25 protein-coding genes and 1 other RNA gene are annotated in these 24212 nt (G+C 73.0%); 11 read left to right on the top strand and 15 right to left on the bottom strand.

Translation table 11 applies throughout. From position 1 onward, the window contains the following. Positions 1-37: 37 nt before the first annotated feature. The 4 genes from D6B71_RS20275 to D6B71_RS20260 form a co-directional block, all read right to left on the bottom strand. Positions 38-451 (bottom strand): type II toxin-antitoxin system VapC family toxin, encoded by a 414-nt coding sequence (locus D6B71_RS20275; RefSeq protein ID WP_121258505.1) that lies wholly within the window; start codon positions 449-451, stop codon positions 38-40. Then, positions 448-675, bottom strand: coding sequence for a FitA-like ribbon-helix-helix domain-containing protein (locus D6B71_RS20270; RefSeq protein WP_121258575.1), 228 nt, complete (start codon positions 673-675; stop codon positions 448-450). Before D6B71_RS20270 ends, D6B71_RS20275 begins: the two co-directional genes overlap by 4 nt. Before the next feature lie 108 nt (positions 676-783). Then, an RNA gene (gene rnpB, locus D6B71_RS20265) (RNase P RNA component class A) lies at positions 784-1196 on the bottom strand. A gap of 30 nt (positions 1197-1226) precedes the next feature. Then, positions 1227-2393, bottom strand: coding sequence for a CapA family protein (locus D6B71_RS20260; protein ID WP_121258503.1), 1167 nt, complete (start codon positions 2391-2393; stop codon positions 1227-1229). A gap of 64 nt (positions 2394-2457) precedes the next feature. Between D6B71_RS20260 and D6B71_RS20255 the strand changes: the two genes are divergently transcribed. The 3 genes from D6B71_RS20255 to D6B71_RS20245 all read left to right on the top strand — a co-directional run bounded on the left by D6B71_RS20255 (position 2458) and on the right by D6B71_RS20245 (position 4637). After that, a complete protein-coding gene (locus D6B71_RS20255; protein ID WP_206051875.1) occupies positions 2458-2922 on the top strand; it encodes a tetratricopeptide repeat protein in 465 nt (154 codons plus the stop codon). Positions 2923-3030: 108 nt separating this feature from the next. Beyond that, positions 3031-3543 carry a SigE family RNA polymerase sigma factor gene (locus tag D6B71_RS20250; RefSeq protein ID WP_121258501.1) on the top strand — a complete coding sequence of 171 codons (513 nt, stop codon included), beginning with the start codon at positions 3031-3033 and terminating at the stop codon, positions 3541-3543. Then, positions 3540-4637, top strand: a complete 1098-nt coding sequence (locus D6B71_RS20245) for a TolB-like translocation protein (RefSeq protein WP_121258499.1) — start codon at positions 3540-3542, stop codon at positions 4635-4637. Before D6B71_RS20250 ends, D6B71_RS20245 begins: the two co-directional genes overlap by 4 nt. Before the next feature lie 12 nt (positions 4638-4649). Here the strand turns inward: D6B71_RS20245 and D6B71_RS20240 are convergent, their stop codons facing one another. Both D6B71_RS20240 and map read right to left on the bottom strand, forming a co-directional pair. Further along, on the bottom strand, positions 4650-5006 hold the full coding sequence (locus D6B71_RS20240) for a VOC family protein (RefSeq protein WP_121258497.1): 357 nt from the start codon (positions 5004-5006) through the stop codon (positions 4650-4652). Between the two features lie 99 nt (positions 5007-5105). Then, positions 5106-5954: a type I methionyl aminopeptidase gene (gene map, locus D6B71_RS20235; protein WP_240641599.1), complete on the bottom strand. Its 849-nt coding sequence runs from the start codon at positions 5952-5954 to the stop codon at positions 5106-5108. 37 nt (positions 5955-5991) lie between these two features. Between map and D6B71_RS20230 the strand changes: the two genes are divergently transcribed. Beyond that, positions 5992-6186 (top strand): hypothetical protein, encoded by a 195-nt coding sequence (locus tag D6B71_RS20230; RefSeq protein WP_121258493.1) that lies wholly within the window; start codon positions 5992-5994, stop codon positions 6184-6186. Further along, positions 6183-6461, top strand: coding sequence for a hypothetical protein (locus D6B71_RS20225; RefSeq protein WP_121258491.1), 279 nt, complete (start codon positions 6183-6185; stop codon positions 6459-6461). The genes D6B71_RS20230 and D6B71_RS20225 overlap by 4 nt, the downstream gene beginning before the upstream one ends. 4 nt (positions 6462-6465) lie before the next feature. Here D6B71_RS20225 and D6B71_RS20220 read toward each other — a convergent pair whose 3' ends face one another. From D6B71_RS20220 to D6B71_RS20190, 7 genes are all read right to left on the bottom strand, one after another. Continuing rightward, the gene (locus D6B71_RS20220) at positions 6466-7749 is read right to left on the bottom strand and encodes a hemolysin family protein (protein WP_121258489.1); all 1284 of its coding nucleotides are present in this window, start codon (positions 7747-7749) and stop codon (positions 6466-6468) included. Positions 7750-7819: 70 nt separating this feature from the next. Beyond that, complete coding sequence (locus D6B71_RS20215) at positions 7820-9004, bottom strand: PQQ-dependent sugar dehydrogenase (RefSeq protein ID WP_121258487.1); 1185 nt, start codon at positions 9002-9004, stop codon at positions 7820-7822. Between the two features lie 75 nt (positions 9005-9079). Next, on the bottom strand, positions 9080-10261 hold the full coding sequence (locus D6B71_RS20210) for a PQQ-dependent sugar dehydrogenase (RefSeq protein WP_121258485.1): 1182 nt from the start codon (positions 10259-10261) through the stop codon (positions 9080-9082). Positions 10262-10372: 111 nt separating this feature from the next. After that, on the bottom strand, positions 10373-11224 hold the full coding sequence (panB, locus tag D6B71_RS20205) for a 3-methyl-2-oxobutanoate hydroxymethyltransferase (protein WP_164519756.1): 852 nt from the start codon (positions 11222-11224) through the stop codon (positions 10373-10375). A gap of 123 nt (positions 11225-11347) precedes the next feature. Continuing rightward, on the bottom strand, positions 11348-12028 hold the full coding sequence (locus tag D6B71_RS20200) for an HNH endonuclease family protein (RefSeq protein WP_206051874.1): 681 nt from the start codon (positions 12026-12028) through the stop codon (positions 11348-11350). A 40-nt stretch (positions 12029-12068) separates the two neighbouring features. Next, positions 12069-12392 carry an antibiotic biosynthesis monooxygenase family protein gene (locus D6B71_RS20195; protein ID WP_121258481.1) on the bottom strand — a complete coding sequence of 108 codons (324 nt, stop codon included), beginning with the start codon at positions 12390-12392 and terminating at the stop codon, positions 12069-12071. Between the two features lie 82 nt (positions 12393-12474). After that, positions 12475-12969 (bottom strand): VOC family protein, encoded by a 495-nt coding sequence (locus D6B71_RS20190; protein WP_121258479.1) that lies wholly within the window; start codon positions 12967-12969, stop codon positions 12475-12477. 96 nt (positions 12970-13065) lie between these two features. Here D6B71_RS20190 and D6B71_RS20185 point away from each other — a divergent pair, with 96 nt between their 5' ends. Next, the gene (locus D6B71_RS20185; protein ID WP_121258477.1) at positions 13066-15105 is read left to right on the top strand and encodes an NAD(+) synthase; all 2040 of its coding nucleotides are present in this window, start codon (positions 13066-13068) and stop codon (positions 15103-15105) included. 7 nt (positions 15106-15112) lie between these two features. Here D6B71_RS20185 and D6B71_RS20180 read toward each other — a convergent pair whose 3' ends face one another. Then, positions 15113-16141: a TolB-like translocation protein gene (locus D6B71_RS20180; protein ID WP_121258475.1), complete on the bottom strand. Its 1029-nt coding sequence runs from the start codon at positions 16139-16141 to the stop codon at positions 15113-15115. Positions 16142-16633: 492 nt separating this feature from the next. Between D6B71_RS20180 and D6B71_RS20175 the strand changes: the two genes are divergently transcribed. The 5 genes from D6B71_RS20175 to D6B71_RS20155 all read left to right on the top strand — a co-directional run bounded on the left by D6B71_RS20175 (position 16634) and on the right by D6B71_RS20155 (position 23264). Then, positions 16634-17287: a hypothetical protein gene (locus D6B71_RS20175; RefSeq protein ID WP_121258473.1), complete on the top strand. Its 654-nt coding sequence runs from the start codon at positions 16634-16636 to the stop codon at positions 17285-17287. A gap of 78 nt (positions 17288-17365) precedes the next feature. After that, on the top strand, positions 17366-18703 hold the full coding sequence (locus D6B71_RS20170; protein ID WP_121258471.1) for a glutamine synthetase family protein: 1338 nt from the start codon (positions 17366-17368) through the stop codon (positions 18701-18703). Positions 18704-18717: 14 nt separating this feature from the next. Further along, a complete protein-coding gene (locus D6B71_RS20165) occupies positions 18718-19491 on the top strand; it encodes a type 1 glutamine amidotransferase (protein ID WP_121258469.1) in 774 nt (257 codons plus the stop codon). Next, positions 19488-22484, top strand: coding sequence for a bifunctional [glutamine synthetase] adenylyltransferase/[glutamine synthetase]-adenylyl-L-tyrosine phosphorylase (locus D6B71_RS20160; RefSeq protein WP_121258467.1), 2997 nt, complete (start codon positions 19488-19490; stop codon positions 22482-22484). The genes D6B71_RS20165 and D6B71_RS20160 overlap by 4 nt, the downstream gene beginning before the upstream one ends. 393 nt (positions 22485-22877) lie before the next feature. Then, on the top strand, positions 22878-23264 hold the full coding sequence (locus D6B71_RS20155) for an Hpt domain-containing protein (RefSeq protein WP_121258465.1): 387 nt from the start codon (positions 22878-22880) through the stop codon (positions 23262-23264). Here D6B71_RS20155 and D6B71_RS20150 read toward each other — a convergent pair. Further along, a complete protein-coding gene (locus D6B71_RS20150) occupies positions 23243-23983 on the bottom strand; it encodes a response regulator transcription factor (protein WP_240641598.1) in 741 nt (246 codons plus the stop codon). The genes D6B71_RS20155 and D6B71_RS20150 overlap by 22 nt on opposite strands. Positions 23984-24212: the final 229 nt, after the last annotated feature.

The following is a 24212-nucleotide window of genomic DNA, read 5'->3' as shown; positions in this document are numbered from 1 at the left end:
CCGTCGAACAGCCGGCGGCTGGCCACGCGGGCCGACCTCAGGTGTCCCACGGGTCGACGAGTTGTACCCCGAGAGGCTCGAAGTGCTTGGTGTTGCGGGTCGCGACCACGAGCTCGTTCGCTTGTGCGACGGCAGCGATGAGGGCATCGTCAAGCGGGGCTTGCTCGGGAACTCGGTAGGTCGCCAGGACGCGTGCTGCAGCCAGATCGAACGGCAGGACGCGACCAGCGAAGGCGGGCAGCACTCGATCGGTGAACCAGCGGCGGAGCACCACTCCTTGTTGGGTGTCGGACCGCTCCAAGGCGGCCACACCACGTTCGATCTCGGCAACCGTGGTCGCGGTGACGAACTGGTCGTCGATGGCGACGGACGCAGCCCAGGCTTCGACTGCCGGATTGCGTCCGCGCACCCGCAAGGCCGAGACCACATTCGTGTCGAGCAGGTACCTCACAGCTTGGGCAGGCGGGCCGTGAGGCCGAGGCGGCCGGGCTCGAAGTCGATGTCTGCGCCCTCGTCGGTGCTGAGAAGGTCGACCAGGGTGAGGGGCTCGCGCTCCAGGGCTTCGATGAGGATGGCTCGCACTTCAGCCTCGGTGTTTCGACGATGCTGGCCAGCGCGAGCCTTCAACTTGGCCTTGGTGCCAGGCGGCAGGTTGCGGATCAGGATCTGCTCCACGGCGATCACCTCCGATATCTACCCGACGATATCACCCAGCCTCCAGTCGGTGCGAGGCGCTGATGTCAGTTGTCGTGGTCGCGCCGATGCAGATCAGATGGGGTGGTGCGGACGGGCTGGCCTGTAGGCCGGGTTCTGTACCCGACCCCCTCGCGAGGGGCGGGCGGCGACCATCCATCTACGGCTGCCGTTGCCGACAGCCTCCAGCGGTCTACCCGCGCACTCGGGCGGGCCGCCCTCGAACGTGCGCGCGCCGGGTGCCCGGAGGCACTCGACTTCTTGACCTTGCTCCAGGTGGGGTTTGCCGAGCCGGCCCGGTCGCCCGGGTCGCTGGTGGTCTCTTGCACCACCGTTTCACCCTTACCGCCGCGGGCCGGAGCCTGCGGTGGCGGTCTGTTCTCTGTGGCACTTTCCCGCGGGTTGCCCCGGGTGGGTGTTACCCACCACCTTGCCCTGTGGAGCCCGGACCTTCCTCGACGCCGGCTCCGAGGAGACGGCGGCGCGATCGCCCGGCCAGCCCATCCGCATGCTGAGGATAGCCGGTCACGGCCTCACCGGCCGGCGCGGTCGAATCCGGCGCAGGCCCGGAGGCCGGCCAGGCGGCTCTGGAAGTCGGGGGCTTCGGGGCCGGTGACCTCCTCGGGCAGTCCGCTGGCGCCGATGCGGGCCGGCGTCCATGACGCGTCGGCAACCCGCGCGCGCCCGGCCGGAGCGGCTGCGGGTCGCACGGTGAGGGTCAGCACGCCGGTGGCCTCCTCGGAGGGGGTGTACCAGGCGTAGTTGCCCAGCCCGTAGGCAACGTAGCCCGGCCCGACCCGGCCGTCGCCCTGCAGCCGGTGGGCGTGGCTCCCGACGATGATGTCGGCGCCGGCCCGCACCAGCCGGGTGGCGAGGGTCCGCTGCCCCTCGGTCGGGCAGGCCTCGCCCTGGACTCCCCAGTGCAGGTAGACGAGGACCACGTCGGCCGACCGGGCGGCGGCCCTGGCCGAGCGCAGCAGCCGGGTGGGGTCCATCGCGTCCGCGGTGCCGGGGGAGTCGACCGTGGCCGCCCAGTGCCCGGTCCGGTCGGCGGTGGGGTCGGTGTCCGCCAGCGTGGCCCCCAGGGTGGCGACGACCGTGCCGTCCACGACGTGGCGGGAGGGCCGGAAGGCCTCGCGGACGTTGCGGCCGAGGCCCACGACGCTGAGCCGGGGGTCGGCGGCCCGGGCCTCGCGGATGGCCGAGAAGACGCCCGGCAGCGGCTCCCGGCCGAAGTCCAGCGCGTGGTTGTTGGCCATCGTGGCCACGTCGACGCCGGCCTCGCGCAGGGCCGCGAGCGCGCTCACCGGCGCCTGGAACGGGTATCGCTTGCCGGGCTCGGGCCGACCGCCGTTGCCGAGGGAGGTCTCGAGGTTGACCACGGCCAGGTCCGCCGCGGCCAGGGCGCGGGTCGCCGGGGCCAGGGCCGTCGTGGGGTCGGCCAGACGCCCGCGCAGCGCCCCCTCGAAGTGCACGTCGCCGGCCACCGCGATGGTCAGCGGTCGCGGCGGTTGCTCCGGTGTCGCGTCCGGGGCGGACGGGGAAGCGGTGGCCGGAGAGGTGGGCGAGGGTGCCGGTGAGGGATCGGGCGACCCCTCGGGCCGCTCGGCCGAGCAACCGACCCCGACCGCCAGCAGGACTCCGGCCAGCACCGCGACCGCACGGCGGCGGCGACGACGTTGGCGGTGGCCCGGGAGCATGCGGCGACGATAGCCATGAGGTGCGAGGCAAGACGGGGCTCGCGCGGGTCGCTAACTTGGACGCGTGACCGATGAGAACGACCAGGCCGATCAGATCGACCAGGCAGAGCTGCAGGCACCGCCGCTGGTCTTCCCCGGCCAGGGCCACGAGTCGGCGTACCGCGTCGCCCACGACCTGCTCGCCCGCCGCGCCCCGCGCGAGGCCCTCGAGGTGATCGAGCCCGCGCTCGAGGCCGACCCCGGCAACACCGGGCTGCGGTCGCTGCGAGCCTGGGCGTTCCTGCTGCGCGCCCAGCTGCAGCGTGCCGAGGAGGAGCTGCGCGGGCTGGTCGAGGAGAACCCGGACGACGACTGGGCGCGCCACGCGCTCGGCCGCAGCCTGGAGCGCCAGTCCCGCTTCGCCGACGCCCTCCCGCACCTGCGCCTGGCCGCCGCCATGAGCGGCGACCCCGAACACGAGGTCGCGGTGCTGCGGGTGGAGCGGCGGCTGGCCGAGATCGGCGAGGCGTCGTACGACGAGCTGCGCTGACGCGCGAGCACGCACTTCGCGGGCCCACTCAACCTGCGAGCCCGCTCGCGGCTCCTTGTTCATCGTGACCATCACCTTGATCACCACCGTGACCAGCTGCGAGGCACCATGAGTGCGCCCGAGATCCGGTTCGAAGACTTCATGGCCGCCCGCTACGGCCCGCTCTTTCGCACCGCGTACCTGCTGGCCGGTGATCCCGTGCAGGCCGAGGACCTGCTGCAGGACGCGCTGGCCAGCACCTGCGCTCGCTGGGGGTCGCTGCGCGACAAGGGAGCCGCCGACGCCTACGTCCGGCAGGTGATGGCCCGGGCCGTGCAACGGCAGTGGCGGAGGCGTGGGCGCGAGGTCAGCACGGCCGAGCTGCCCGACGCCGGGCACGGTGGTGGCCTCGACGTCCGCGCCGACCAGCTCGCCCTGTGGGCCGCGGTCCGTCGGCTGCCGCCGCGGATGCGGGCGACGCTCGTGCTCCGGTACGTCGATGACCTCAGCGTCGAGGACACCGCCCGGGTCCTCGGCTGCTCGACCGGCTCGGTGAAGAGCCAGACCCATCACGCGCTCAAGCGGCTCCGCGTCGCTCTGCCCGACCTCCAGCTCGCCGCCGTCTCCGAGGAGCAGTCATGACCCGAACCGAGATCCGTGACGCCCTGACCGCTGTCCACGATGCCGTCGAGGTGCGCCCCGTCGACCAGGTCGCCTTCCAGGCCCGGGTGCGTCGAGCACGGCGGCAACGGGTCGCGGGCCGGGTCGCCCTCGCCGTCGGGGCGGCAGCGGCGGTGGCGGTGACCGCGGTCGTCGTGCCCCAAGTGACAGAGGAGGTCGGCGCCGACGCCCGATTGCCGGCGGACCGCCGCGAGGCTGCGGACACCAACCCCCTCACCGCCACGCAGTGGTTCGTGCTGGACCACGGGCTCACGGCCCTCGACCCCGGCGGGACGGTCCATCGTCTCCCCATCCGGGTCGAGTCGGTCGCCGGCTGGGACGAGGAGCACGTCTACGCCACGGGCGCCGAGGGCGAGATGGTCGTCGTGGAGCACTGGGTCGACGACGACGGCCGGTTCGGCCAGCAGAGGGAGGAGCCACCGAGCGGCGGCGCCGACGGCTCCCTGGTCCGCTCCGACGACGGCCGCTACGTCGCCTGGGTCGCCGACGGGCAGGCCGTGGTCCGTGACAACGATGGCGACATCGACCACGACGTGACGCCCGGCACCGAGCAGCGGTTCCCGGTCGACGCGAACACGGCCCTGGTCGACGTCGGCGCCGAGGGCGTCCTGCTCTCCGAGGACGGCGACCTCAAGTTGCGGGACGGTGAGCAGGTGCTCGGCCTCCCGACCACCGGCGACGGCTACGGTGTCGCCGCCCAGCTGGCCGGCGGGCGCGTGCTGGTGCCCGACCGCGACGGCCGCAGCCGGCTGTACGACGTCACCGGGGGCCAGGCGCGCCTGCTCGCCACCGTCGACGGCATGGGCTACCTCTCGCCGGATGGTGACCGGATCGCGATCGTGTCGCAGGGCGGGCTGGCGATCTGGCAGGACGGGCGGGCCACGCCGGTCGGTGACCTCGGCGCTGGTGCGGTCGAGCCGGTGCGGTGGGCGGCCGGCGCCGACAGCGGCGCGGCGCTGCTCGTGAGCACGGCGAGCGACGGGTTGTTGACCTGCGAGGTCGCAGCGCTCAGGTGCACGCGGCTGCCGGTCGAGGGCGACGTGGGGCTTGGGTAGCGACCCCGCTGGTCAGGAGACGCAGAGGCAGAACGGGTGACCGGCGGGGTCGAGGAACACCCGGAAGGTCTCGCCCGGCTGGTGCTCGTGCTTGGTGGCGCCGAGCTCGAGCACCGCAGCCTCGGCGGTGTCGAGGTCGTCGACCATGACGTCGAGATGCATCTGCTGAGGCACCTCCTGGCCCGGCCACTGCGGAGCCGTGTAGGCGGCGACCTGCTGGAAGCAGAGCACCTGGCCGTAGTCGGCGCGGACCTCCGCCCAGTCGTCGTCGACCTTGGGCTCCCAGTCGAGCAGCGCGCCGTAGAAGCGCGCCATGGTGCCGGGGTCGGGGCAGTCGAGCACGAGGCTCGGGAAGCGTGCGATAGCCATGCGGCGAGGCTAGACGCGGTTCCGGACGATCGCCTTCCGCCATTCCCGCTTCGACTGCCGGCCGAGGGCGAGGGTGGCCTCCAGTAGACCGGCCGCGCCTCAGGGCAGCGTCAGCACCTCGGCGCCGTCCGGCGTGACCACCAGCGTGTGCTCGAACTGCGCCGAGCGGCGCCGGTCGCGGGTGATGACGGTCCAGCCGTCGTCCCACATCTCCCACTCGTGGGTGCCGAGGTTGATCATCGGCTCGATCGTGAAGGTCATGCCGACCTCGATCAGCTCGTCGTGCTCGGGGTCGTCGTAGTGCGGCACGATCAGCCCGCTGTGGAACGCGGTGCCGATGCCGTGCCCGGTGAACTCGCGCACCACCCCGTAGCCGAACCGCCTGGCATACGACTCGATCACCCGGCCGATCACGTTGATCCGGCGGCCCGGTCGCACCGCCTTGATGCCGCGCTCGAGCGCCTCGCGGGTGCGCTCGACCAGCAGCCGCGACTCCTCGTCGACGTCACCGGCGAGGAAGGTGGCGTTCGTGTCGCCGTGCACGCCGTCGAGGAACGCGGTGACGTCGATGTTGACGATGTCGCCGTCCTCGATCGGCCGGGCGTCGGGGATGCCGTGGCAGACCACCTCGTTGACGCTCGAGCACAGCGACTTCGGGAACCCGCGGTAGCCCAGCGTCGAGGGGTAGGCCCCGTGGTCGCAGAGGAACTCGTGGCCGATCCGGTCCAGCTCGTCGGTGGTGACGCCCGGCGCGACGTGGCTGCCCACGAGCTCGCGGGCCTGTGCGGCGAGCCGGCCGGCGACCCGCATCTTCTCGATCGTCTCGGCGTCCTGCACGAACGACCCGGTGTAGGGCGCGGGCGCCTCCCGGTCGACGTACTCCGGTCGCGCGATGGAGGCCGGGACGGCCCGACGAGGAGAAACGGTCGCAGCGGCCACGGGAGTCACGGCGGCGAGTGTAGTTCCGGCGTGTAGTTTCGCCCCCATGGCTGAGGCGGAGTTCTGGTTCTGCGTGAAGCACCACCGCGTCGAGACCGGCGACGAGATGTGCCCGGCGCGCGACCGGCTCGGGCCCTACCCCAGTCGGGCCGAGGCCGAGCGGGCCCTCGAGACCGCCGAGGCCCGCAACGAGGCCTGGGACAACGACCCGGCCTGGAACGACGACCTCGACGAGTCGTGACGCGTCCCGGCCGGCGGCCGCGTGCGGTCGAGCCGTGGCCCTTCGTCGGCATGATCGGCGTGGTCGCGATGTTCTTCCCGTACGCCGCCAGCGGACTCGTCGCGCCCTGGTGGGGGGTGGCCCTGCTGGTCACCGTCTGGCTCGTGCTGTTCGTGCTGGCCTGCCGATGGTGGACACCGCACCCGAAGCGGCTCGTGGTGCTCGCGGCGCTCTCACCGGTGCCGTTGTTCGCGGTGGTGGCCGCCGGCGGCGCCTGGTGGGGCTGGAGCGCCTGACCCGTCAGCTCGTCGGCGTCTCGCCCAGCGGGCGCACCGACAGCCGGGTGATCCGGCGCCCGTCGACCTCGGCGACGACCAGCTCGTGCTCGCCCACCGGGACCGTGTCGCCGACCTCGGCGAGGTGACCCAACCGGGCGAGCACGAAGCCGGCCGCGGTCTCGTAGGGGCCGTCGGCCAGCTCGACGCCGCTGGTCTCGGCGAAGTCCTCGATGGTGAGCCCGGCGTCGATCCACGACGCCCGCTCGGGGTCGCGCACGGTGATCGGGTCGACGTCGTACTCGTCCCAGATGTCGCCGACCAGCTCCTCGACGAGGTCCTCGAGGGTCACCAGGCCGTCGGTGCCGCCGTACTCGTCGACGACGACCGCGATGTGTGCGCCCTCTGCCCGCAGCTGGGTCAGCGTCGGCAGCAGTCGATTGGTGGAGGGCAGGAACGGGATCGGCCGGACCAGCTCCTCGACCCGAGCGCCGGGCTCCACCTCGAGCAGGTCGCGCACGTGCAGGAACCCGCGGACGTCGTCGAAGTTCTCACCGATCACCGGGTAGCGCGAGTAGGGGTTGCGGCGCACCGTCTCGCGGGCCGCGGCGACGTCGTCGTCGATCCGCACGGAGGTGATGTCGGCGCGCGGCCGCATCACCTCGCTCAGCGTGCGGTCGCCGGCGTCGAAGACGTCGACGACGATCTGGCGCTCCTCGTCGGGCAGCCCCTCGTGGGTGCCCACCAGCGAGCGCAGCTCCTCCTGGCTCATCTCCTCCGAGGTGGCCGACGGGTCGCCGCCGAGCAGCCGGACCACTGCGTCGGTGGAGACCGAGAGCAGCCAGATCATCGGCCGCATCGCGGTGGCGAACCGGTCCAGCGGCGGCCCCACCATCGTCGCCACGCCGGCGGAGCGCTGCAGGGCGAGCCGCTTGGGCACCAGCTCGCCCAGCACCAGGGACAGATAGGCGATGACCAACGTCAGCACCACCAGGGCGACGGTGTCGGAGGCCCCCTCCGGCAGGCCGAGGCCCTCGAACAGCGGCGCGACATCGGGCGCGATCGCGGACGCGCCGTAGGCGGCCGAGAAGAACCCGGCCACGGTGACGCCGATCTGCACCGCGGCCAGGAACCGGTTCGGGTCGCGGGCCACGGCGGCGACCCGGGCGCCGCGTCCGCCCTGCCGTTCGAGCTCGTTGATCTGGCTGTCGCGCAGCGAGACCAGCGCGATCTCGGTGCCGGCGAAGACGCCGCCGAGGACGATGAAGACCAGGACCAGCAGCCCGGCGATCAGTGTTCCCTGGTCCATGGCACCTTCCGCGTGGGGGACCCGTCACCCCCGAGCATGCCCGACGGCTGGTGGTGCGGATCCGCCCGGGTCAGCGGCGCGGCGTGACCTTGAGGATCGCGTCACCGTCGCCGTTGTCGGTGGTGACCAGGAGCGCGCCGCCGGGGGCCTGGGTGACGCCGCGCAGCCGACCGTACTGGCGCAGCGCCTTGGGGGCTCGGGCCCGCTTCAGCCGGCCCTTGCCGTCGAAGGTCAAGAACAGCACCCGCTCGGCCTTCTGCACACCCACGGCGAGTGCGCCCCCGAGCGCGCCCCACTTCCTGCCGTAGACGAACGTGGCGCCGCTGGTGGCCAGGGTCGGCTCGCCGGAGCGCCAGCGGGCGGAGACCTGCTTGCCGGGCAGGCCGTGGTCGGTCATCGGGACGCTCTCGTCGTAGCCGGGCACGGGGTGCCAGCCGTAGTCGCCGCCCCGGCGCAGCCGGTTCACCTCGTCGTCGCGCCAGCTGCCCTGCTCGACCGACCACAAGGTGCCGTCACGACGCTCGGCGAGACCCTGGACGTTGCGGTGCCCGAAGGTGAAGACATAGCGCTTGGCGGCGTTCTTGGCGTTGCGCCACGGGTTCTTCGGCCACGGCTTGCCGGTGAACCGGTTCAGCCGGAGCGTCTTGCCACCCAGCGAGGTCTTGTCGCGGGGGTTGCTGCCTTGGGCGGCGTCGCCGGTGCCGACCAGCAGCGACCCGTCGCGGGTGACCTCCAGCGCGCAACCGCCGTGCCGGCCGCTGCTGGTGGGGAAGCCGGTGACCAGCGGCTCCACGAGCCGGGCGCGGGTCAGGGCCTGGTTGAGCCTCCAGGCCACGACCCGCACGTCGACGCCGTCGCCCTGCTTGCGCCAGCCCGAGCAGGTGTAGACCCGGCGGTTGCGCTGGAAGCCGGGGTCGACCTCGACCGACATCAGCCCGGTCTCGCCGGAGGTCCAGATGCGGTCGCTCGGGAAGCGGAGGGTGCGCGAGCTCCCCTTGTGCCACACCGAGAGGGTCGCCCGGTCCCGCTGGGTGAAGATCAGCCGCCCGCCGGGCAGCGGCTGGACGTCCCAGGGGCGCTCGAGCCCGGTGATCAGCCGCCGCACCCGCAGCGTGGGCGCGACGCGCCTCTCGGCCACCGCCCGGGTGCTCTCGGTCCGCTCGCCGGCCCCGCGGCCGGTCGCGGTGTCGGCCGCGGCGGCGGGCACCGCCGGGGCGAGCAGGGACAGGAGCAGGACCACCGGGACCGGGCGCATGCCGGCCACCGTACGGCGGGCAGGGGCGCCGCGGAAGGGTGCGGCTGGTGGGCGTCGGCTCGGTGGGGATGCGGCTCAGCGCGGCCGCACCAGCAGCACCGCGTCGCGCCCCGAGCCGTTCGAGGTGGTGACCAGCAGGTCGCCGTTGCCGAGCCGGGTGACCGACCGCAACCGGCCGTGCCGCCGCAGCGCCGGCGGTGCCCAGGAGCGCTGGAACCGGCCGCGGTCGTCGAAGCGGAGAAAGAGCAGCCGGCTGCTCTTGAGCGCGGCGACGGCGAGCGTCCCGTCGAGCGCGCCCCACCGCTCACCGTGCACGAAGGTCGCCCCGCTGGTGGCGAGCGTGGGCTTGCCCGACCGCCACCGGGCGCGCACCTGCCGGCCGGGCAGGCTGTGGTCGGTCATCGGGACGCTCTCGTCGTAGCCCGGACCGGGCTGCCAGCCGTAGTCGCCGCCGGGGCGCAGCCGGTTCACCTCGTCGTCGTGGTGCGGGCCGTGCTCCACCGACCACAGGGAGCCGTCGGCCCGCTCGGCGAGGCCCTGGACGTTGCGGTGGCCGTAGGTGAAGACGTAGCGCTTGCGCTCGTTGCGCGCGCGTGGCCAGGGGTTGTCCGGCCAGGGCTCGCCGGTCATCCGGTCCAGGCGCAGGGTCTTGCCGCCGAGGGAGCGCAGGTCGCGGGGCACCCGGGACCGGGCGGCATCGCCGGTGCCGACCAGCAGCGAGCCGTCGCCGAGGATCAGCAGCCGGCAGCCGGCATGCCGGCCGGTCGAGGTGGGGAAGCCGGCGACGAGGGTGCGCAGCCGCTTGGCGCGGCGGCCGTCGGGGGAGAGCCGCCAGGCGTTGACCCTGACGTCGTGGGCGGCCGGGCCGCGCCCGGTGCGCCAGCCGGAGCAGGTGTAGAAGCGGCGGTTGCGGGCGAAGCCGGGATCGACCTCGAGCGAGGCGAGCCCGGTCTCACCGGAGCGCCACACCTTCCGGCTCGGGAAGCGCACCCGCTGCTTGCCGCCGCGCCGGGTCACCAGCCACAGCCGGGCCCGGTCCCGTTCGGTCACCAGGAACCGGCCGCCGCCGACGGGCTGGACGTCCCAGGGGACGTCCAGGGCGGTGACCATCCGGCGTACCCGCAGTGCGGGGGGCTGCGCGCGGGCGCCGGCCTCGGGTCCGGAGGACGCCGACACGGTGGACGGGCTTGGGTCGGCGACCCCCGGGACCGGGACGAGCAGCAGCAGGGCGAGCAGCAGCACCGAGATCGCACGCATGGGCGGCACCGTACGAGCCGAAGCGGGTCAGCGGAAGGGCCGTCTCCGCGCCGAGGAGTCAACCGTTCCTCGACACGCCGCCGAAAGGCGGGAATCGTTGACGGGTCGGCGTCAGAAGGTGTGCTCGGGGCCGGGGAAGGTGCCGGCGCGGACGTCGTCGGCGTAGTCGCGGGCCGCCTGCAGCAGGACGCCGCGCAGGTCGGCGTACTGCTTGACGAACCGCGGCATCCTGCCGGTGCGCAGGCCGAACGCGTCCTGCCACACCAGCACCTGGCCGTCGCAGCGGCTGCCGGCGCCGATGCCGATGGTCGGGATCGACACGGCCGCGGTCACCTCGGCGGCCACGTCGCCGGGCACCATCTCCATCACGACCGCGAACGCCCCGGCGTCCTCCATCGCGAGGGCCTCCTCGACGACCTTCTTCGCCGCCTCGCCACGGCCCTGCACGCGGTAGCCGCCCAGGTTGTGCTCGGACTGCGGGGTGAAGCCGATGTGCGCCATCACCGGGATGCCGCCCTCGGTCAGCTTGCGCACCTGCGGCGCCATCTCGACCCCGCCCTCGAGCTTCACCGCGTGGGCGCCGGCCTCCTTCATGAACCGCACCGCGGTCAGGTAGGCCTGCTCCGGGGAGGCCTGGTAGCTGCCGAACGGCAGGTCGGCCACGACCAGCGCGCGGCGCACCGACCGCGCCACCGCCCGGGCCAGCGGGATCAGCTCGTCGACGGTCACCGGCAGCGACGTCTCGTTGCCGAAGACGTTGTTGGAGGCGCTGTCGCCGACCAGCAGCACCTCGACGCCGGCCTCGTCGAAGACCTGCGCGGCGTACTGCTCGTAGGCGGTGAGCATCGCGAACCGCTCGCCGGCCTGCTTCATCTCCCGCAGGTGGTGGGTGCGGATGCGCTTGCGCGCCGGCGGCCCGGAGGGGGCGGCACCGGTGCCGTAGGGGGCGGTCTCCTCGCTCATGGCGGGCTCCTTCGAAGGCGTCATCTCGCGGCTCCCTGATGGAGTCCACGGACCGCGTTCAGGCTAGCCCGGGAAGTCGCTCGGGCACCGCGTGAGGCCGGTCACCTCCGGGCCCGGGCTCGATCAGTCGACCGGGACCACGCGCACCTTGAGCTGGCGCGCGGGGCAGCGCCGCGCGGTCTTGCGCAGGAACCGCTTCTCCGCTCGGTCGACCGACAGCCCCCAGCGCAGCTTCACCGCGACGTAGCCGCGCACGTAGCGGCACCGGCCCTGGTCGGGCATCCACTCGGCCGGGTCCTGGTCGCCCTTGCTGCGGTTGGACGAGGCCGAGACCGCGAGCAGCGAGCGCCGGTCGCCGAGGTCGTTGGCGAACCGCTCGCGGCGCTCGTCGTCCCACGAGCGGGAGCCGGAGTCCCAGGACTCGGCCAGCGGCACCACGTGGTCGATGTCGAAACTCGAGGCGTCGACGGTCTCGACGCCGTCGTAGGCCGAGTGCCACCGACCCGAGACCGCGCAGTCCTCGCCGACCTCGGCCTCCTCGAGGCTCTCGTCGATCAGCACCACGTCGCGGGTGTCGCAGCCGTCGCCCTGGCCGATCCAGTGGTTGAACTCGTCGCGGTCGTAGCCGTCACGCACCTCGCGCCGCACCGGCAGCGCCGCGACCGCCTCGGGGTAGCTGCCGCTCCAGGCCCCGGCGCGGGCGGACGGGCTCGCCGGGGAGGTGGCCGGAAAGGGGGCAGGGGAGGGGGCCGCGGGGCCGGCCAGGGGCAGCAGGGTCAGCAGCAGGACCACGATCGTCGGCACGAGGCCATCGTGCCCGCCGGCGCCGACATCCGTGACCGGATCAGGCCATGCCGTAGTCGCGGGAGACCGTGGCCACCCGCACCCGGTAGTCGGCGTACCACTCCGTGCGTCCCCGCTGCTGGGCGACGAGGTGCTCGGCCACGCCCTTCCAGGCACGTGCCGCGGCCTCGTCGGCCCAGTACGACACCGAGATGCCGAGCCCGGCATCGCGCGCCGACTCGATGCCCAGGTAGCCGGGCTGCTCGGCGGCCAGCTCCTCCATCCGCCGCGCGGTGTCGAGGTAGCCGTCGGCGTCACCGCCGCGGCGTACCGAGGAGAAGATCACGGCGGTGTACGGCGGGTCGGGGGTCGCGGCGAAGGGCACGGGCTGCTCCGGGTCTCTGTCGGCGGGGGCTCGTCAGACTGCCCGTCCGGCGCCCCCCTCGCCACACGTTTGCCAGAGCCGATCAGACCGGTGCGGCCTGTGCGGCCGCCGCCTCGAGGTCGGCCACCACGATCCGGCGCATGCTCAGCATCGCGGTCATCGCCGCGTTGGCCCGGGCCGGTTCGGGGTCGGAGAGGAGCTCGTAGAGCCGGGTCGGCACCACCTGCCACGACAGGCCGAACCGGTCCTTGAGCCAGCCGCACATCGACTCCTCGCCGCCGTCGACGAGGCTGTCCCAGTAGTAGTCGACCTCGGACTGGTCGCGGCAGGCGATCTCGAACGAGATCGCCTCGCTGAAGCTGAACTGCGGACCACCGTTGATCGCGTGGAAGGTCAGGCCGTCCAAGGTGAAGTCCGCGGCCACGACCGTGCCGGTCTCGAGCCGGCTCGCCTCGGTGTTGCGCAGCACGTTGCCGACCGAGGAGTTGGGGAAGATGCCCGTGTAGAAGGCCATCGCCTCCTCCAGGTCGTCGTCGAACCACAGGCAGGGACTGATGGAGGTTCTCACGGTGGCCATGGCGGCCCGCCTCTCTGATCGGTCTGGCGTGGGTGATGTGGGGAGACCGCCGGCGTCCGGGGGAATCATCGGAGCGCGGATGGGAAACTCCCTGGCGTGGACTTCTTCTCCGCCTACGCCCAGGGGTTCGTGCGCGTCGCGGCGTGCACGATCCCGATCCGAGTCGCCGACCCCGCCACGAACTCCCGCACCGTGCTCGAGCAGGCGCGTGCCTGTCACGACGACGGCGTCGGCGTCGCGGTGTTCCCCGAGCTGTGCCTGACCGGCTATGCCATCGACGACCTCTTCCTCGCCGACACCCTGCTCGACGCCGTCGAGGACGCCCTCGGCGAGCTGGTCGCCGCCTCGACGGACCTGCTGCCGGTGATCGTGGTCGGCGCCCCGATCGCGCACGGCAACCGGGTGCTGAACGCCGCGGTGGTCATCCATCGCGGGCGGGTGCTGGGCATCGCCCCGAAGTCCTACCTGCCGACGTACCGCGAGTTCTACGAACGCCGCTGGTTCGCCCCCGGCGACGAGGTGCGGGGCACGCACGTCGTGGCCGGGCAGGAGGTGCCGATCGGCCCGGACCTGCTCTTCCGGGCCGAGGACGTGCGCGGTCTGGTGCTGCACGTCGAGGTCTGCGAGGACATGTGGGTGCCGGTGCCGCCGAGCGCCGAGGCCGCGCTGGCCGGTGCGACCGTCCTGGCGAACCTCTCCGGCAGCCCGATCACCATCGGGCGCGCGAGCGACCGCCACCTGATGGCGCAGAGCGCCTCCAGCCGCTGCCTGGCGGCCTACGTCTACGCCGCGGCCGGTCAGGGCGAGTCGACGACCGACCTGTCCTGGGACGGGCAGACGATGGTCTACGAGAACGGGCAGTTGCTGGCCGAATCCGAGCGGTTCCCCGACGGCCCGCGGGCCTCGGTGGTCGACGTCGACCTCGACCGGCTCCGCTTGGAGCGGCTGCGGATGGGCACCTTCGACGACAACCGTCGCGCCGTCGGTCGCGACTTCCGCACCGTCGACTTCGAGCTCGCGCCGCCGACCGGCGACCTCGGGCTGCGCCGCAAGGTCGACCGCTTCCCGTTCGTGCCCGACGACCCCGAGCGGCTCGCACTCGACTGCTACGAGGCCTACAACATCCAGGTCTCCGGGCTCGAGCAGCGACTGGCGTCGATGACCAGCGCCGACTTCGCGCCCAAGGTGGTGATCGGCGTCAGCGGCGGCCTCGACTCGACCCACGCCCTGATCGTCGCGGCGAAGGCGATGGACCGGCTCGGCCGGCCGCGCTCCGACGTCCACGGCTTCACGCTGCCCGGCTTCGCGACCGGCGAGCGGACCAAGGGCTACGCGTGGAGCCTGGCGGAGTCGCTGGGCATCACCATGCAGGAGATCGACATCACCGACGCCGCCCGGACGATGCTCACCGACCTCGACCACCCGTTCGCCAAGGGTGAGGAGGTCTACGACATCACCTTCGAGAACGTGCAGGCGGGCCTGCGCACCGACTACCTCTTCCGCCTCGCCAACCATCGCGGCGGACTCGTGCTCGGCACGGGCGACCTCTCCGAGCTCGCGCTCGGTTGGTGCACCTACGGCGTCGGCGACCAGATGTCGCACTACAACGTCAATGCGGGGGTGCCGAAGACACTCATCCAGCACCTGATCCGCTGGGTGGCCGGCAACGGCGAGTTCGAGGAGGCGACCAACCGGGTGCTGCTCGAGATCGTCGAGCAGGAGATCACCCCCGAGCTGATCCCCAGCCGCGAGGACGACCTGCCGCAGTCCACCGAGGCCTCGGTCGGCCCCTACTCGCTCCAGGACTTCACGCTCTTCCACGTGCTCCGCTTCGGCCACTCCCCGAGCCGGATCGCCTTCCTCGCCTGGCACGCCTGGCACGACGCCGCGCAGGGGGAGTGGCCGCCGAACTTCCCGGACCAGCGGCGGCTGGAGTTCGACCTGCCCGAGATCCGCCGCTGGCTCGAGGTGTTCGTGCGGCGCTTCTTCGCCAGCCAGTTCAAGCGGTCGGCACTGCCCAACGGACCCAAGGTCAGCCACGGTGGCACGATGTCGCCGCGCGGTGACTGGCGGATGCCGTCGGACGCCAGCGCGGCGGCCTGGCTGGCCGAGCTGGAGAACGTGCCCCGGGAGTGACTCGGCCTCAGCCGTCGAGCAGGTGCCGGAACCGCCGCGCCATCACTGCCTCGGCGACCTGGTAGTGCACGGTCGCCGAGGGGCTCGCGACGAACCGGTGCGCGGGTGGCTGCCCGACCTCCCAGAGCCACAGGTCGCCGCCGGGCCAGTCGTGCACGACGAGGTGGTCGTCGTCCAGCCAGGCCTGGGCCCCGAGGCGGCATCGTCGGTGTGGGCTGGTGAGCATCGCCTCCGCGGTCCCGGAGGTCGGGTCGACGACCACGACGCCGTTGTCCAGTTCCGCGGAGCGGCCCCGGCACTGGGCGAACGCCACGTGGCGCGCAGCGGCCGGGCCGCCGGCGGTATGGGCGAGGGTCCTGACACGAAGGGGCGTCACAGTCGGTGGGCCGTCCGGAGGGTGGGTGACGACGCTCCCGCCGCGGTCGCCGGCGGGGCTCTGCATCTCGACCACGGCGCCGAGGTCGTCGTACGCGGCGTAGAAGACGTTGAAGGGCACTCGGGTGAGCTGGCCGGTGGAGACGTCGAGCCGGCAGCCCGTCGGACCGCAGGGACGTCGCCGGTCGTGCCGGTCCTTGAGCAGGAGCGAGGAGCCGTCGGGCGACCAGGCCAGCGCCACGGCCTCGTGGACGGGCGGTTCGAAGCGCCGGAAGGTGCCATCGCGGAGATCCACGGTCACGACGCCGGAGGGATCGGCGAAGGCCACGGATCGGCCATCTCGGGAGATCGCGGACGACAGCTCCGCGTAGACGGGTGACTCGAGGCCGTAGCGGTCCAGGTCGAACGTGCGCCATTCTCCGTCGGCGGTCAGGAGGAAGGGCTCGCCCTCGGCGAACGGCGCAGCGGGGTCCGACCAGCCGAAGGCGCCCAGTTGCACGAGCAGCATGCCGGCGTCGACGGGTGCTTCGCCGATGCTGGGTGCGCTGGCGGCCGCGACGAGGTCGATCACGATGCCGTCGTCGACCAGGTCCGCGGACGGAGGAAGGCGCTCGTGCAGGCGCTCGGGGATCGGGCTCGGTGGGGGAGTGGGCGTCGGCACTTGGGACCCGCCTCCACCGACCGATGGACGCGGTGCGGGAGGCGGGGCATCTGCGCTGGGCGCCCCCGTGCAGCCCGAGAGCGCCAGCAGGGCGCTCGCGATCGCTGTGACGACGATCTTCCGCTTCGGCACGTGGCTCCTTCGGGTGGCCGGGCTCCGGTCGGTCAACGCGTCGGGCTCGCTCGAGGGTTGGTGCGAGCTGCCCCCGGCCGCGTCCGCTCGTACGGCGACGGACACAAGGGCGCCGAGAAGGTCCCGGAGACGCTCAGCGGGGAGGCCACGTCGGTCACACCAGCGCCCTTCCTGGGCCGAAGAAGGGCGCTGATGTGACCGACGTGCTCACCGGACGGAACAGAGAGCGCCCCGGACCAGACCAGAGCCCCCGCCGACGCCGGCCGCGCAACCGCGCCGCGCGGCCCGGCGTACTCCTCGCACACCGCCACCGCGGACCGACCGGGTCCGCGCCGGCAGACCGAGGAGAGAGCCCAGACCATGAACCCCACCCGCCCCGTGCCGCGCCGTGTCGCGGTCCTCGTCGCCGTCGCGGCACTGTTCTGGGGCCTGCTCGTCGCGACCTCGCCGACCGAGGCGAAGCCCGCCGCGCGCCCCGCCGACAGCAGTGCCCGAGCCAGCGTCGATGAGGGCAAGACCGTGGTCACCTTCAAGGTGCCGAACTGCAAGGGCTGCGTGTTCCAGCTCGACCAGGGCTACGAGACCGGGAACCCCGCGGACCCCTACTCGTTCTGGTCCTCGAAGGAGAAGCAGGTCCGCAAGGGCAAGGTCAGCTGGCGGATCGACACCCTGCACACCGTGGGCATGTCGGCCACCGTCGAGGCACCCTGGGAGGGGCACACCGGCTACCTCACGACCGTGGCGTTCCGCTACGGCCAGGAGGACGTCGGCTCCCGCATCGACCTGGAGAAGGCACAGGGCAAGCGCCGCGGCACCGCCTGCTTCGCCGGCACCCCGGAGCGGCGGCTGACCCTCCTCGTGCGGGTGCGCAAGGTGCCCGTCGAGGGCGTGCACGACCGGGTGCTGGGCAGCATCGCCTTCACCCAGCGCACCCAGCCCTGGACCAAGCCCATGCGACGGGTCTTCGGCGGCGTGCTCGGCTCGCAGGAGATCAACCTGTGCGAGGTGCTCTGACCTCTCGCCCGTAGGCCCGACACGACGGTGACCTCCGGCCCCCAGCGGCGGGCCGGAGGCCGCCGATAGGCTGCCGCCATGGGCAAGCAGGAAGACTTCGTACTCCGGGCGCTCGAGGAGCGGGAGGTCCGGTTCGTCCGGCTCTGGTTCACCGACGTGATCGGCTCGCTGAAGTCGGTCGCGGTGGCGCCGGCCGAGCTCGAGGGGGCGTTCGCCGAGGGCATCGGGTTCGACGGCTCCGCGATCGAGGGCTTCGCCCGGGTCTTCGAGGCCGACATGCTGGCGATGCCCGACCCCTCGACGTTCCAGATCCTGCCCTGGCGGGGCGAGGGGCCCGCGACGGCGCGGATGTTCTGCGACATCGTGATGCCCGACGGGTCGCCGTCCTACGCCGACCCGCGCCACGTCCTCAAGCGGACCCTCAGCAAGGCGGCCGACCGCGGCTTCACCTTCTACACCCACCCCGAGATCGAGTTCTACCTCATGAAGGGGCTGCCCGAGCACGGCGCCGAGCCGGTGCCGGTCGACCGCAGCGGCTACTTCGACCACACCGCGCAGTCGATGGGTGCCGACTTCCGCCGCGAGGCGATCACGATGCTCGAGTCGATGGGCATCTCGGTCGAGTTCAGCCACCACGAGGGCGGCCCGGGCCAGCAGGAGATCGACCTGCGCTACGCCGACGCGCTGACCACCGCCGACAACATCATGACCTTCCGCACGGTCATCCGGGAGGTCGCGCTCGGCCAGGACATCTGGGCCACGTTCATGCCCAAGCCGTTCACCACCCACCCCGGGTCCGGCATGCACACCCACGTGTCGCTGTTCGAGGGTGACCAGAACGCCTTCTACGAGGCCGGCGCGCAGTACCAGCTCAGCCAGACCGGACGCCGCTTCATCGCCGGCATCCTCAAGCACGCCCCCGAGATCAGCTGCGTCACCAACCAGTGGGTCAACAGCTACAAGCGGATGATGTTCGGCGGCGAGGCTCCCTCCTACATCTGCTGGGGCCACAACAACCGCTCCGCCATGGTGCGGGTGCCGATGTACAAGCCGATGAAGGGGCAGTCGACCCGCGTCGAGGTGCGCACGATCGATGCCGCCTGCAACCCCTACCTGGCGTTCGCGGTGCTGCTGGCCGCGGGCATGAAGGGCATCGAGGGCGAGTACGAGCTGCCGCGCGAGGCCGAGGACGACGTGTGGTCTCTCACCGAGCGGGAGCGCACCTCGCTGGGCATCGAGCCGCTGCCGCGCAACCTCTACGAGGCGATCAAGATCGCCGAGGACTCCGAGCTGCTCGCCGAGACCCTCGGCGAGCACGTCTTCGACTTCTTCCTGCGCAACAAGCGAGCCGAGTGGGACGAGTACCGCGTGCAGGTCTCGCCGTTCGAGCGCGACCGGATGCTGCCGGTCCTCTGACCGGCTGACCCGCCATGCCGGCCCCGACCGTGCTCGTCGTGCAGCACGAGGCGGACTGCCCGCCCGCGCTGCTCGGCGACTGGCTGCTCGACGCCGGGTGCGCCCTCGACGTGCGCCGGCCCGACACCGGCCAGCCGCTGCCCGCCGGCGGCGAGGTGACGTCGTACGACGCGCTGCTGGTGCTGGGCGGGTCGATGGACGCCGACGACGACGCCGCCCACCCGTGGCTGGCGACGACGCGGGCCCTGGTGCGCGCGGCGGTCGACGCGGGAGTGCCGGTGCTCGGCGTGTGCCTGGGCCACCAGCTGGTGGGGCTCGCGCTGGGGGGCGAGGTGGGGCGCAACCCCCGAGGCCGGCAGGTCGGCCTGCTCGAGGTGGGCTGGACCCCGGCGGCGCGCGCCGACGTGCTGTTCGGTCCGCTGGCCACGCCCCGCAGCGGCGTCCAGTGGAACCAGGACGTCGTCACCGAGCTCCCCGCCGGGGCCACGCTGCTCGCCGCGACCCCGCAGGCCGAGGCGCAGGTGGTGCGCTTCGCGGCCCGCGCCTGGGGCGTCCAGCTGCACCCGGAGGTCGACGACGAGGTGTTGCGCCGGTGGGTCGAGTCCGACGAGGGCTCGCACGACGACCCGACCCGCGCCGACCACGAACAGCAGTCCGCAGTGCTGCAAGCCGTCCGCGAGGCGAGTGAGCAGCTGGTGGCGTGGTGGCGCCCGCTCGGCGAGGGCTTCGCCGGGCTCGCCGCCGCGCGCCGGCACGAGCGAGGGCAGGCCGCGGAGGCGGTCACGTGACCCGGCGCCCGACGGGCAAGGGCCGGCTGCTCGCGCTGGGCTTCGAGGAGCCCGACCGCGCCGCTCAGCTGCTCGAGACGCTGGACGAGACCGGCCCCGTGCTGTTGCCGCTGCTGGCGCGCACCGCCGACCCGGACCTGGCACTGGCCGGCCTGGTCCGCCTGGTCGAGTCCGCCGCCGACGGCGACCGGCTGCTGCGGCACCTCGAGGACGACGAGGGCACCGCGATGCGGTTGCTCGGCGTGCTCGGAGCCAGCGACGCCCTCGCCGGCCACCTGGCCCGCCACCCCGAACAGTGGCACGAGCTGACCGACCCGACGCTCGGATCGACCCGGCCGCCGGCGTTCGCGCTGCGCGCCGACCTGTTGCGGGCCGTGGGCGCGGACGCCGCCGACCCCAGCCCGACCGCCACCGTGCCCGACGACGCGGCCGTCGGTGCTCTGCGCGTCGAGTACCGCCGGCTGCTGCTGCGGCTGGCCGCCCGCGACCTCGCGCACCACGCGTCGGTCGACGACGTCGCCGCCGAGCTCGCCGACCTGGCCGCCGGCACCCTCGAGGCGGCCCTCGCCGTCGCCCGGCAGCGGGTCGGCGACGCGGCCCGGACGACCCGGCTCGCCGTGGTCGCGATGGGCAAGTGCGGAGGCCGGGAGCTCAACTACGTCTCCGACGTCGACGTGATCTTCGTCCACGAGCCGGGGCGGACGAGCGAGGGCGAGCCGGCGGTCTCCGACCACGCGGCCACCCGGGTCGCCGGCCAGCTGGCCGGCCACCTGATGCAGATCTGCTCCGACCACACCGCCGAGGGCACGATCTGGCCGGTCGACGCGGGGTTGCGCCCGGAGGGCAAGACGGGGCCGCTGAGTCGCACTCTGGCCAGCCACCGCGCCTACTACGAGCGGTGGGCCAGCACCTGGGAGTTCCAGGCGCTGCTCAAGGCCCGGCCGGTCGCGGGCGACCTCGCGCTCGGGCGCGAGTACGTCGAGATGGTGGCGCCGATGGTCTGGCGCGCCGCCGAGCGGGAGGGGTTCGTGGCCGACACTCAGGCCATGCGGCGCCGGGTGCTCGAGAACATCCCCGCCAAGGACGCCGAGCGTCAGCTCAAGCTGGGCTCCGGGGGACTGCGCGACGTCGAGTTCGCCGTCCAGCTGCTGCAGCTGGTGCACGGGCGCGGCGACGAGCGGATCCGGCCGACCGCGACGCTGAGCGCGCTGGCCCGGCTCACCGAGGGCGGCTACGTCGGCCGCGAGGACGGGGAGGCACTGCACGAGGCCTACGCGTTCCTGCGCACGCTCGAGCACCGGATCCAGCTGTTCTCGATGCGGCGCACCCACGTCGTGCCCGCCGACGAGCCGTCACTGCGCCGGCTCGGCCGGAGCCTGGGCTACCTCAAGGACTCCGTGGCCCAGCTCGAGCGCACCTGGCACCACCACCGCCGCGAGGTGCGGCGGTTGCACGAGAAGCTGTTCTACCGGCCGCTCCTCCAGGCGGTGGCCAAGCTGCCTGGCGCCGAGGTGCGGCTCTCGCCCGAGGCCGCGGGCGACCGGCTGGCCGCGCTGGGCTATGCGGACCCGCGCGCCGCCCTGCGCCACCTCGAGGCGCTCACCTCGGGGGTCTCCCGGCGCGCGGACATCCAGCGGGCGCTCCTGCCGGCGATGCTGCAGTGGTTCGCTGAGGCGCCCGACCCCGACGCCGGGCTGTTCGGGTTCCGCCGGCTCAGCGACTCCCTCGGCGACACCCACTGGTATCTCAAGACGCTGCGCGACGAGGGCCAGGTCGCCGAACGGCTGGCGCACCTGCTGGCGACCTCCCGCTACGTCACCGACCTGCTGGAGCGAGAGCCCCAGGGTGTGCGGATGCTGGGTGGCGATCTCGCGCCGCTGAGCTCGGAGGTGCTCACCGACGAGATGCTCGCGGCCACCGCCCGCCACGAGGACGACCCCGAGAAGGCGGTGCGCACCGTGCGCGCGGTGCGCCGCCGGGAGCTGCTGCGGATCGGAGCCGGGGACGTCCTCGGCCTCACCGACGTCGCCGACGTGGGCGCCGGGCTGTCTCGACTGACCGACGCCACCTTGGAGGCGACCCTCGACATCGCGGGTGCGGCCGTGCGGGAGCAGCGCGGACTCCAGAGCGCGCCGTCGGTGATCGCGATCGTCGCGATGGGCCGCTACGGCGGGTTCGAGCTCTCCTACGGCAGCGACGCGGACGTGCTGTTCGTCCACGACCCGGTGCCGGGCGCCGACCCTGGCGATGCGGCGTCGTACGCCCAGGCGGTGGCCAACGAGGTACGCCGCCTGCTCGCCGCGCCCGGGCCGGATCCGGCGCTGGCCGTCGACGCCGACCTGCGTCCCGAGGGCAAGCAGGGGCCGCTGGTGCGCACCCTGGAGTCCTACGCCGCCTACTACGCCCGCTGGTCGAAGGTCTGGGAGTTCCAGGCGCTGCTGCGTGCTGACGCCGTGGTCGGCGACGTCGACCTGCGGCGCCGCTTCGAGGAGCTCATCGACCCGTTGCGCTTCCCCGAGCGCGGCATCTCCGAGGACGACGTGATCGAGGTGCGCCGGATCAAGGCCCGGGTCGACAAGGAACGCCTGCCGCGCGGCGCCGACCCGCACACCCACCTCAAGCTGGGCCGTGGCGGGCTCGCCGACATCGAGTGGACGGTCCAGCTGCTGCAGATGCGGTACGCCGGGCAAGTGCCGGGGCTGCGCACCTCCCGCACGCTCGAGGCGCTCGAGGCGGCCCGGGAGGCCGGCCTGGTCGACACCGACGACGCGGCGGTGCTCAACGAGGGCTGGCGCCGGGTGAGCCGGATCCGCAACGCGGTGACGCTGGTGCACGGCAAGGCCGGTGACCAGTTGCCCCGCGACATCCGGGAGCGGGCGGCGGTCGCGCGCATCCTGGACTACCCGCCCGGCGCCACCGACGAGATGGTCAACGACTATCTGCGATGCATGCGCCGCTCCCGCAGCGTGGTCGACCGCGTCTTCTGGGAGTAGCCGCGGCTTGCGCGGCTCTTGAGCAAACGCTGCGGCTACACGTGCGGGAACCCTGAGCCGGGGCGGGCAGAGTTGTCTCATCGAGCAGCACCGGCGGTGACGGCACCGCCGCCTTGATGAGGAGTCGACCGTGGGCCGCAACCGGCTTCGCACCTCGCCGCGTCGCCGGCGCGCCGCCAGTGCCGACCGGCGGCAGGGTCGGATCCCGCGTTCTCGCGGTTTATGCATGATCGAGGCGACTTTCTGCGCGCCGCTCTCGTCTCGGGCCGTTCTCGGCGTTAGGGTGTCGCACGGCCCGGAGTCGGTCCGTCCGAACCCCGCGGACGGGCGCCGGGTCTGCGGCGCCCTCGGGTCCGGCGGCCGCGACACCCCTGGACACGGAGGAGTGGCCCGATGACCGGTTCGACGATCTGCGCGCTCGACCCCGGAGTGCTCGGCCGGCTCGGCCACGACCTCGACGACGCCCGGTTCGCCCACGACCTGGCGGTCCGCTACCGCTCGATGCTCACCGGTCGGGTCCGCCGCGTCGAGCAGGCGCTACGCGGCGACGACCACGCGGAGACGATCGAGGCGGTGCTCAGCCTCAAGGCGTCCTCCGGCACCATCGGTGCCTGCGAGCTGGTGGCCGTGGCCACCGAGCTCGAGCAGGCGGTACGGCGACTCGACCTCGGGTCGGCGATCGCCTCCGGCCTCCAGCTGGGCCCGGCCGCGGCGCGCGCCGACCAGGCCCTCGCGGCGTACCTCGCCGAGTCGGAGACTCAGCCGGCGTCCATCCGGTAGCCCACACCCCGGACCGTGCGGATGTAGCGCCGATCGCTGGACTCGCCGAGCTTGCGACGCAGGTTGCCGATGTGCACCTCCACCAGGTGGGTGTCGGTGGCCCAGTCGGTGCCCCAGACCGAGCGCAGCAGCGACTCGCGGCTCCAGACCCGCGCGGGTGCGCGCATCAGCTCGGTGAGCAGGTCGAACTCGGTGCGGGTCAGCGTCAGCTCGACGTCGTCCTTGAACGCGCGCCGTCCGTCGACGTCGACGCGCAGTGAGGCGTGGGTGAGGATCTCGTGGTCGGTGGTCTGCGGCGCGGGCGTGGTCGCGGTGGCCGCCACCCCGCTGCCGGTGTGGCGGGGGCGCCGGAAGAGGGCGTTGACCCGGGCCTTGAGCTCCCGCACGCTGAACGGCTTGGAGAGGAAGTCATCGGCGCCGGTCTCGAGCCCGATCAACCGGTCGATCTCGTCGTCGCGAGCGGTGATCATCACGACGTAGGCGTCGGTGATCTCGCGCAGCCTGCGGCAGGTCTCGATGCCGTCGATGCCGGGCAGGCCGAGGTCGAGCGTGATCAGGTCGGGGTCGTGCTCGCGGACCGCGTCGAGCGCGGCCAGGCCGGTCTCGACCGCCACCACCGAGAAGCCCTGGGTGGCCAGCGTGAACTCGATCAAGGAGCGGATGTCCTCGTCGTCCTCGACGACGAGCGCCTTGCGGTTCAGTTCCGAGTCAGCTGACACGGGGCCGATGATGCCAGACGGACTGCTGGTATCGAGTCTTTACCCGCGGGGCGCAGGCGCGGACTCTCAGTGCGTCGGGTCCGATGCGCTGCGAGGGCTGAGCCGGGCCGGGATCCAGCGGTTGAGGGTGGTGTGGACGGCGTCGGGGGTGACGGGTTTGGCGATGTAGTCGTCCATGCCGGCGGCCAGGCAGCGTTCGCGGTCGCCTTCGATGGCGGCGGCGGTCATC

The organism is Nocardioides ferulae, from assembly GCF_003660455.1.
Lineage (GTDB): Bacteria > Actinomycetota > Actinomycetes > Propionibacteriales > Nocardioidaceae > Nocardioides > Nocardioides ferulae.
This window is presented reverse-complemented; position numbering and strand designations above follow the sequence as displayed.

Bases quoted from the DNA above. Each gene is read 5' to 3' on its own strand.
- D6B71_RS20260 (WP_121258503.1), bottom strand. From the start codon at position 2,393: ATGCTCCCGGGCCACCGCCAACGTCGTCGCCGCCGCCGTGCGGTCGCG.
- D6B71_RS20250 (WP_121258501.1), top strand. From the start codon at position 3,031: ATGAGTGCGCCCGAGATCCGGTTCGAAGACTTCATGGCCGCCCGCTAC.
- D6B71_RS20245 (WP_121258499.1), top strand. From the start codon at position 3,540: ATGACCCGAACCGAGATCCGTGACGCCCTGACCGCTGTCCACGATGCC.
- D6B71_RS20240 (WP_121258497.1), bottom strand. From the start codon at position 5,006: ATGGCTATCGCACGCTTCCCGAGCCTCGTGCTCGACTGCCCCGACCCC.
- D6B71_RS20230 (WP_121258493.1), top strand. From the start codon at position 5,992: ATGGCTGAGGCGGAGTTCTGGTTCTGCGTGAAGCACCACCGCGTCGAG.
- D6B71_RS20220 (WP_121258489.1), bottom strand. From the start codon at position 7,749: ATGGACCAGGGAACACTGATCGCCGGGCTGCTGGTCCTGGTCTTCATC.
- D6B71_RS20215 (WP_121258487.1), bottom strand. From the start codon at position 9,004: ATGCGCCCGGTCCCGGTGGTCCTGCTCCTGTCCCTGCTCGCCCCGGCG.
- D6B71_RS20210 (WP_121258485.1), bottom strand. From the start codon at position 10,261: ATGCGTGCGATCTCGGTGCTGCTGCTCGCCCTGCTGCTGCTCGTCCCG.
- panB (WP_164519756.1), bottom strand. From the start codon at position 11,224: ATGAGCGAGGAGACCGCCCCCTACGGCACCGGTGCCGCCCCCTCCGGG.
- D6B71_RS20190 (WP_121258479.1), bottom strand. From the start codon at position 12,969: ATGGCCACCGTGAGAACCTCCATCAGTCCCTGCCTGTGGTTCGACGAC.
- D6B71_RS20175 (WP_121258473.1), top strand. From the start codon at position 16,634: ATGAACCCCACCCGCCCCGTGCCGCGCCGTGTCGCGGTCCTCGTCGCC.
- D6B71_RS20170 (WP_121258471.1), top strand. From the start codon at position 17,366: ATGGGCAAGCAGGAAGACTTCGTACTCCGGGCGCTCGAGGAGCGGGAG.
- D6B71_RS20165 (WP_121258469.1), top strand. From the start codon at position 18,718: ATGCCGGCCCCGACCGTGCTCGTCGTGCAGCACGAGGCGGACTGCCCG.
- D6B71_RS20155 (WP_121258465.1), top strand. From the start codon at position 22,878: ATGACCGGTTCGACGATCTGCGCGCTCGACCCCGGAGTGCTCGGCCGG.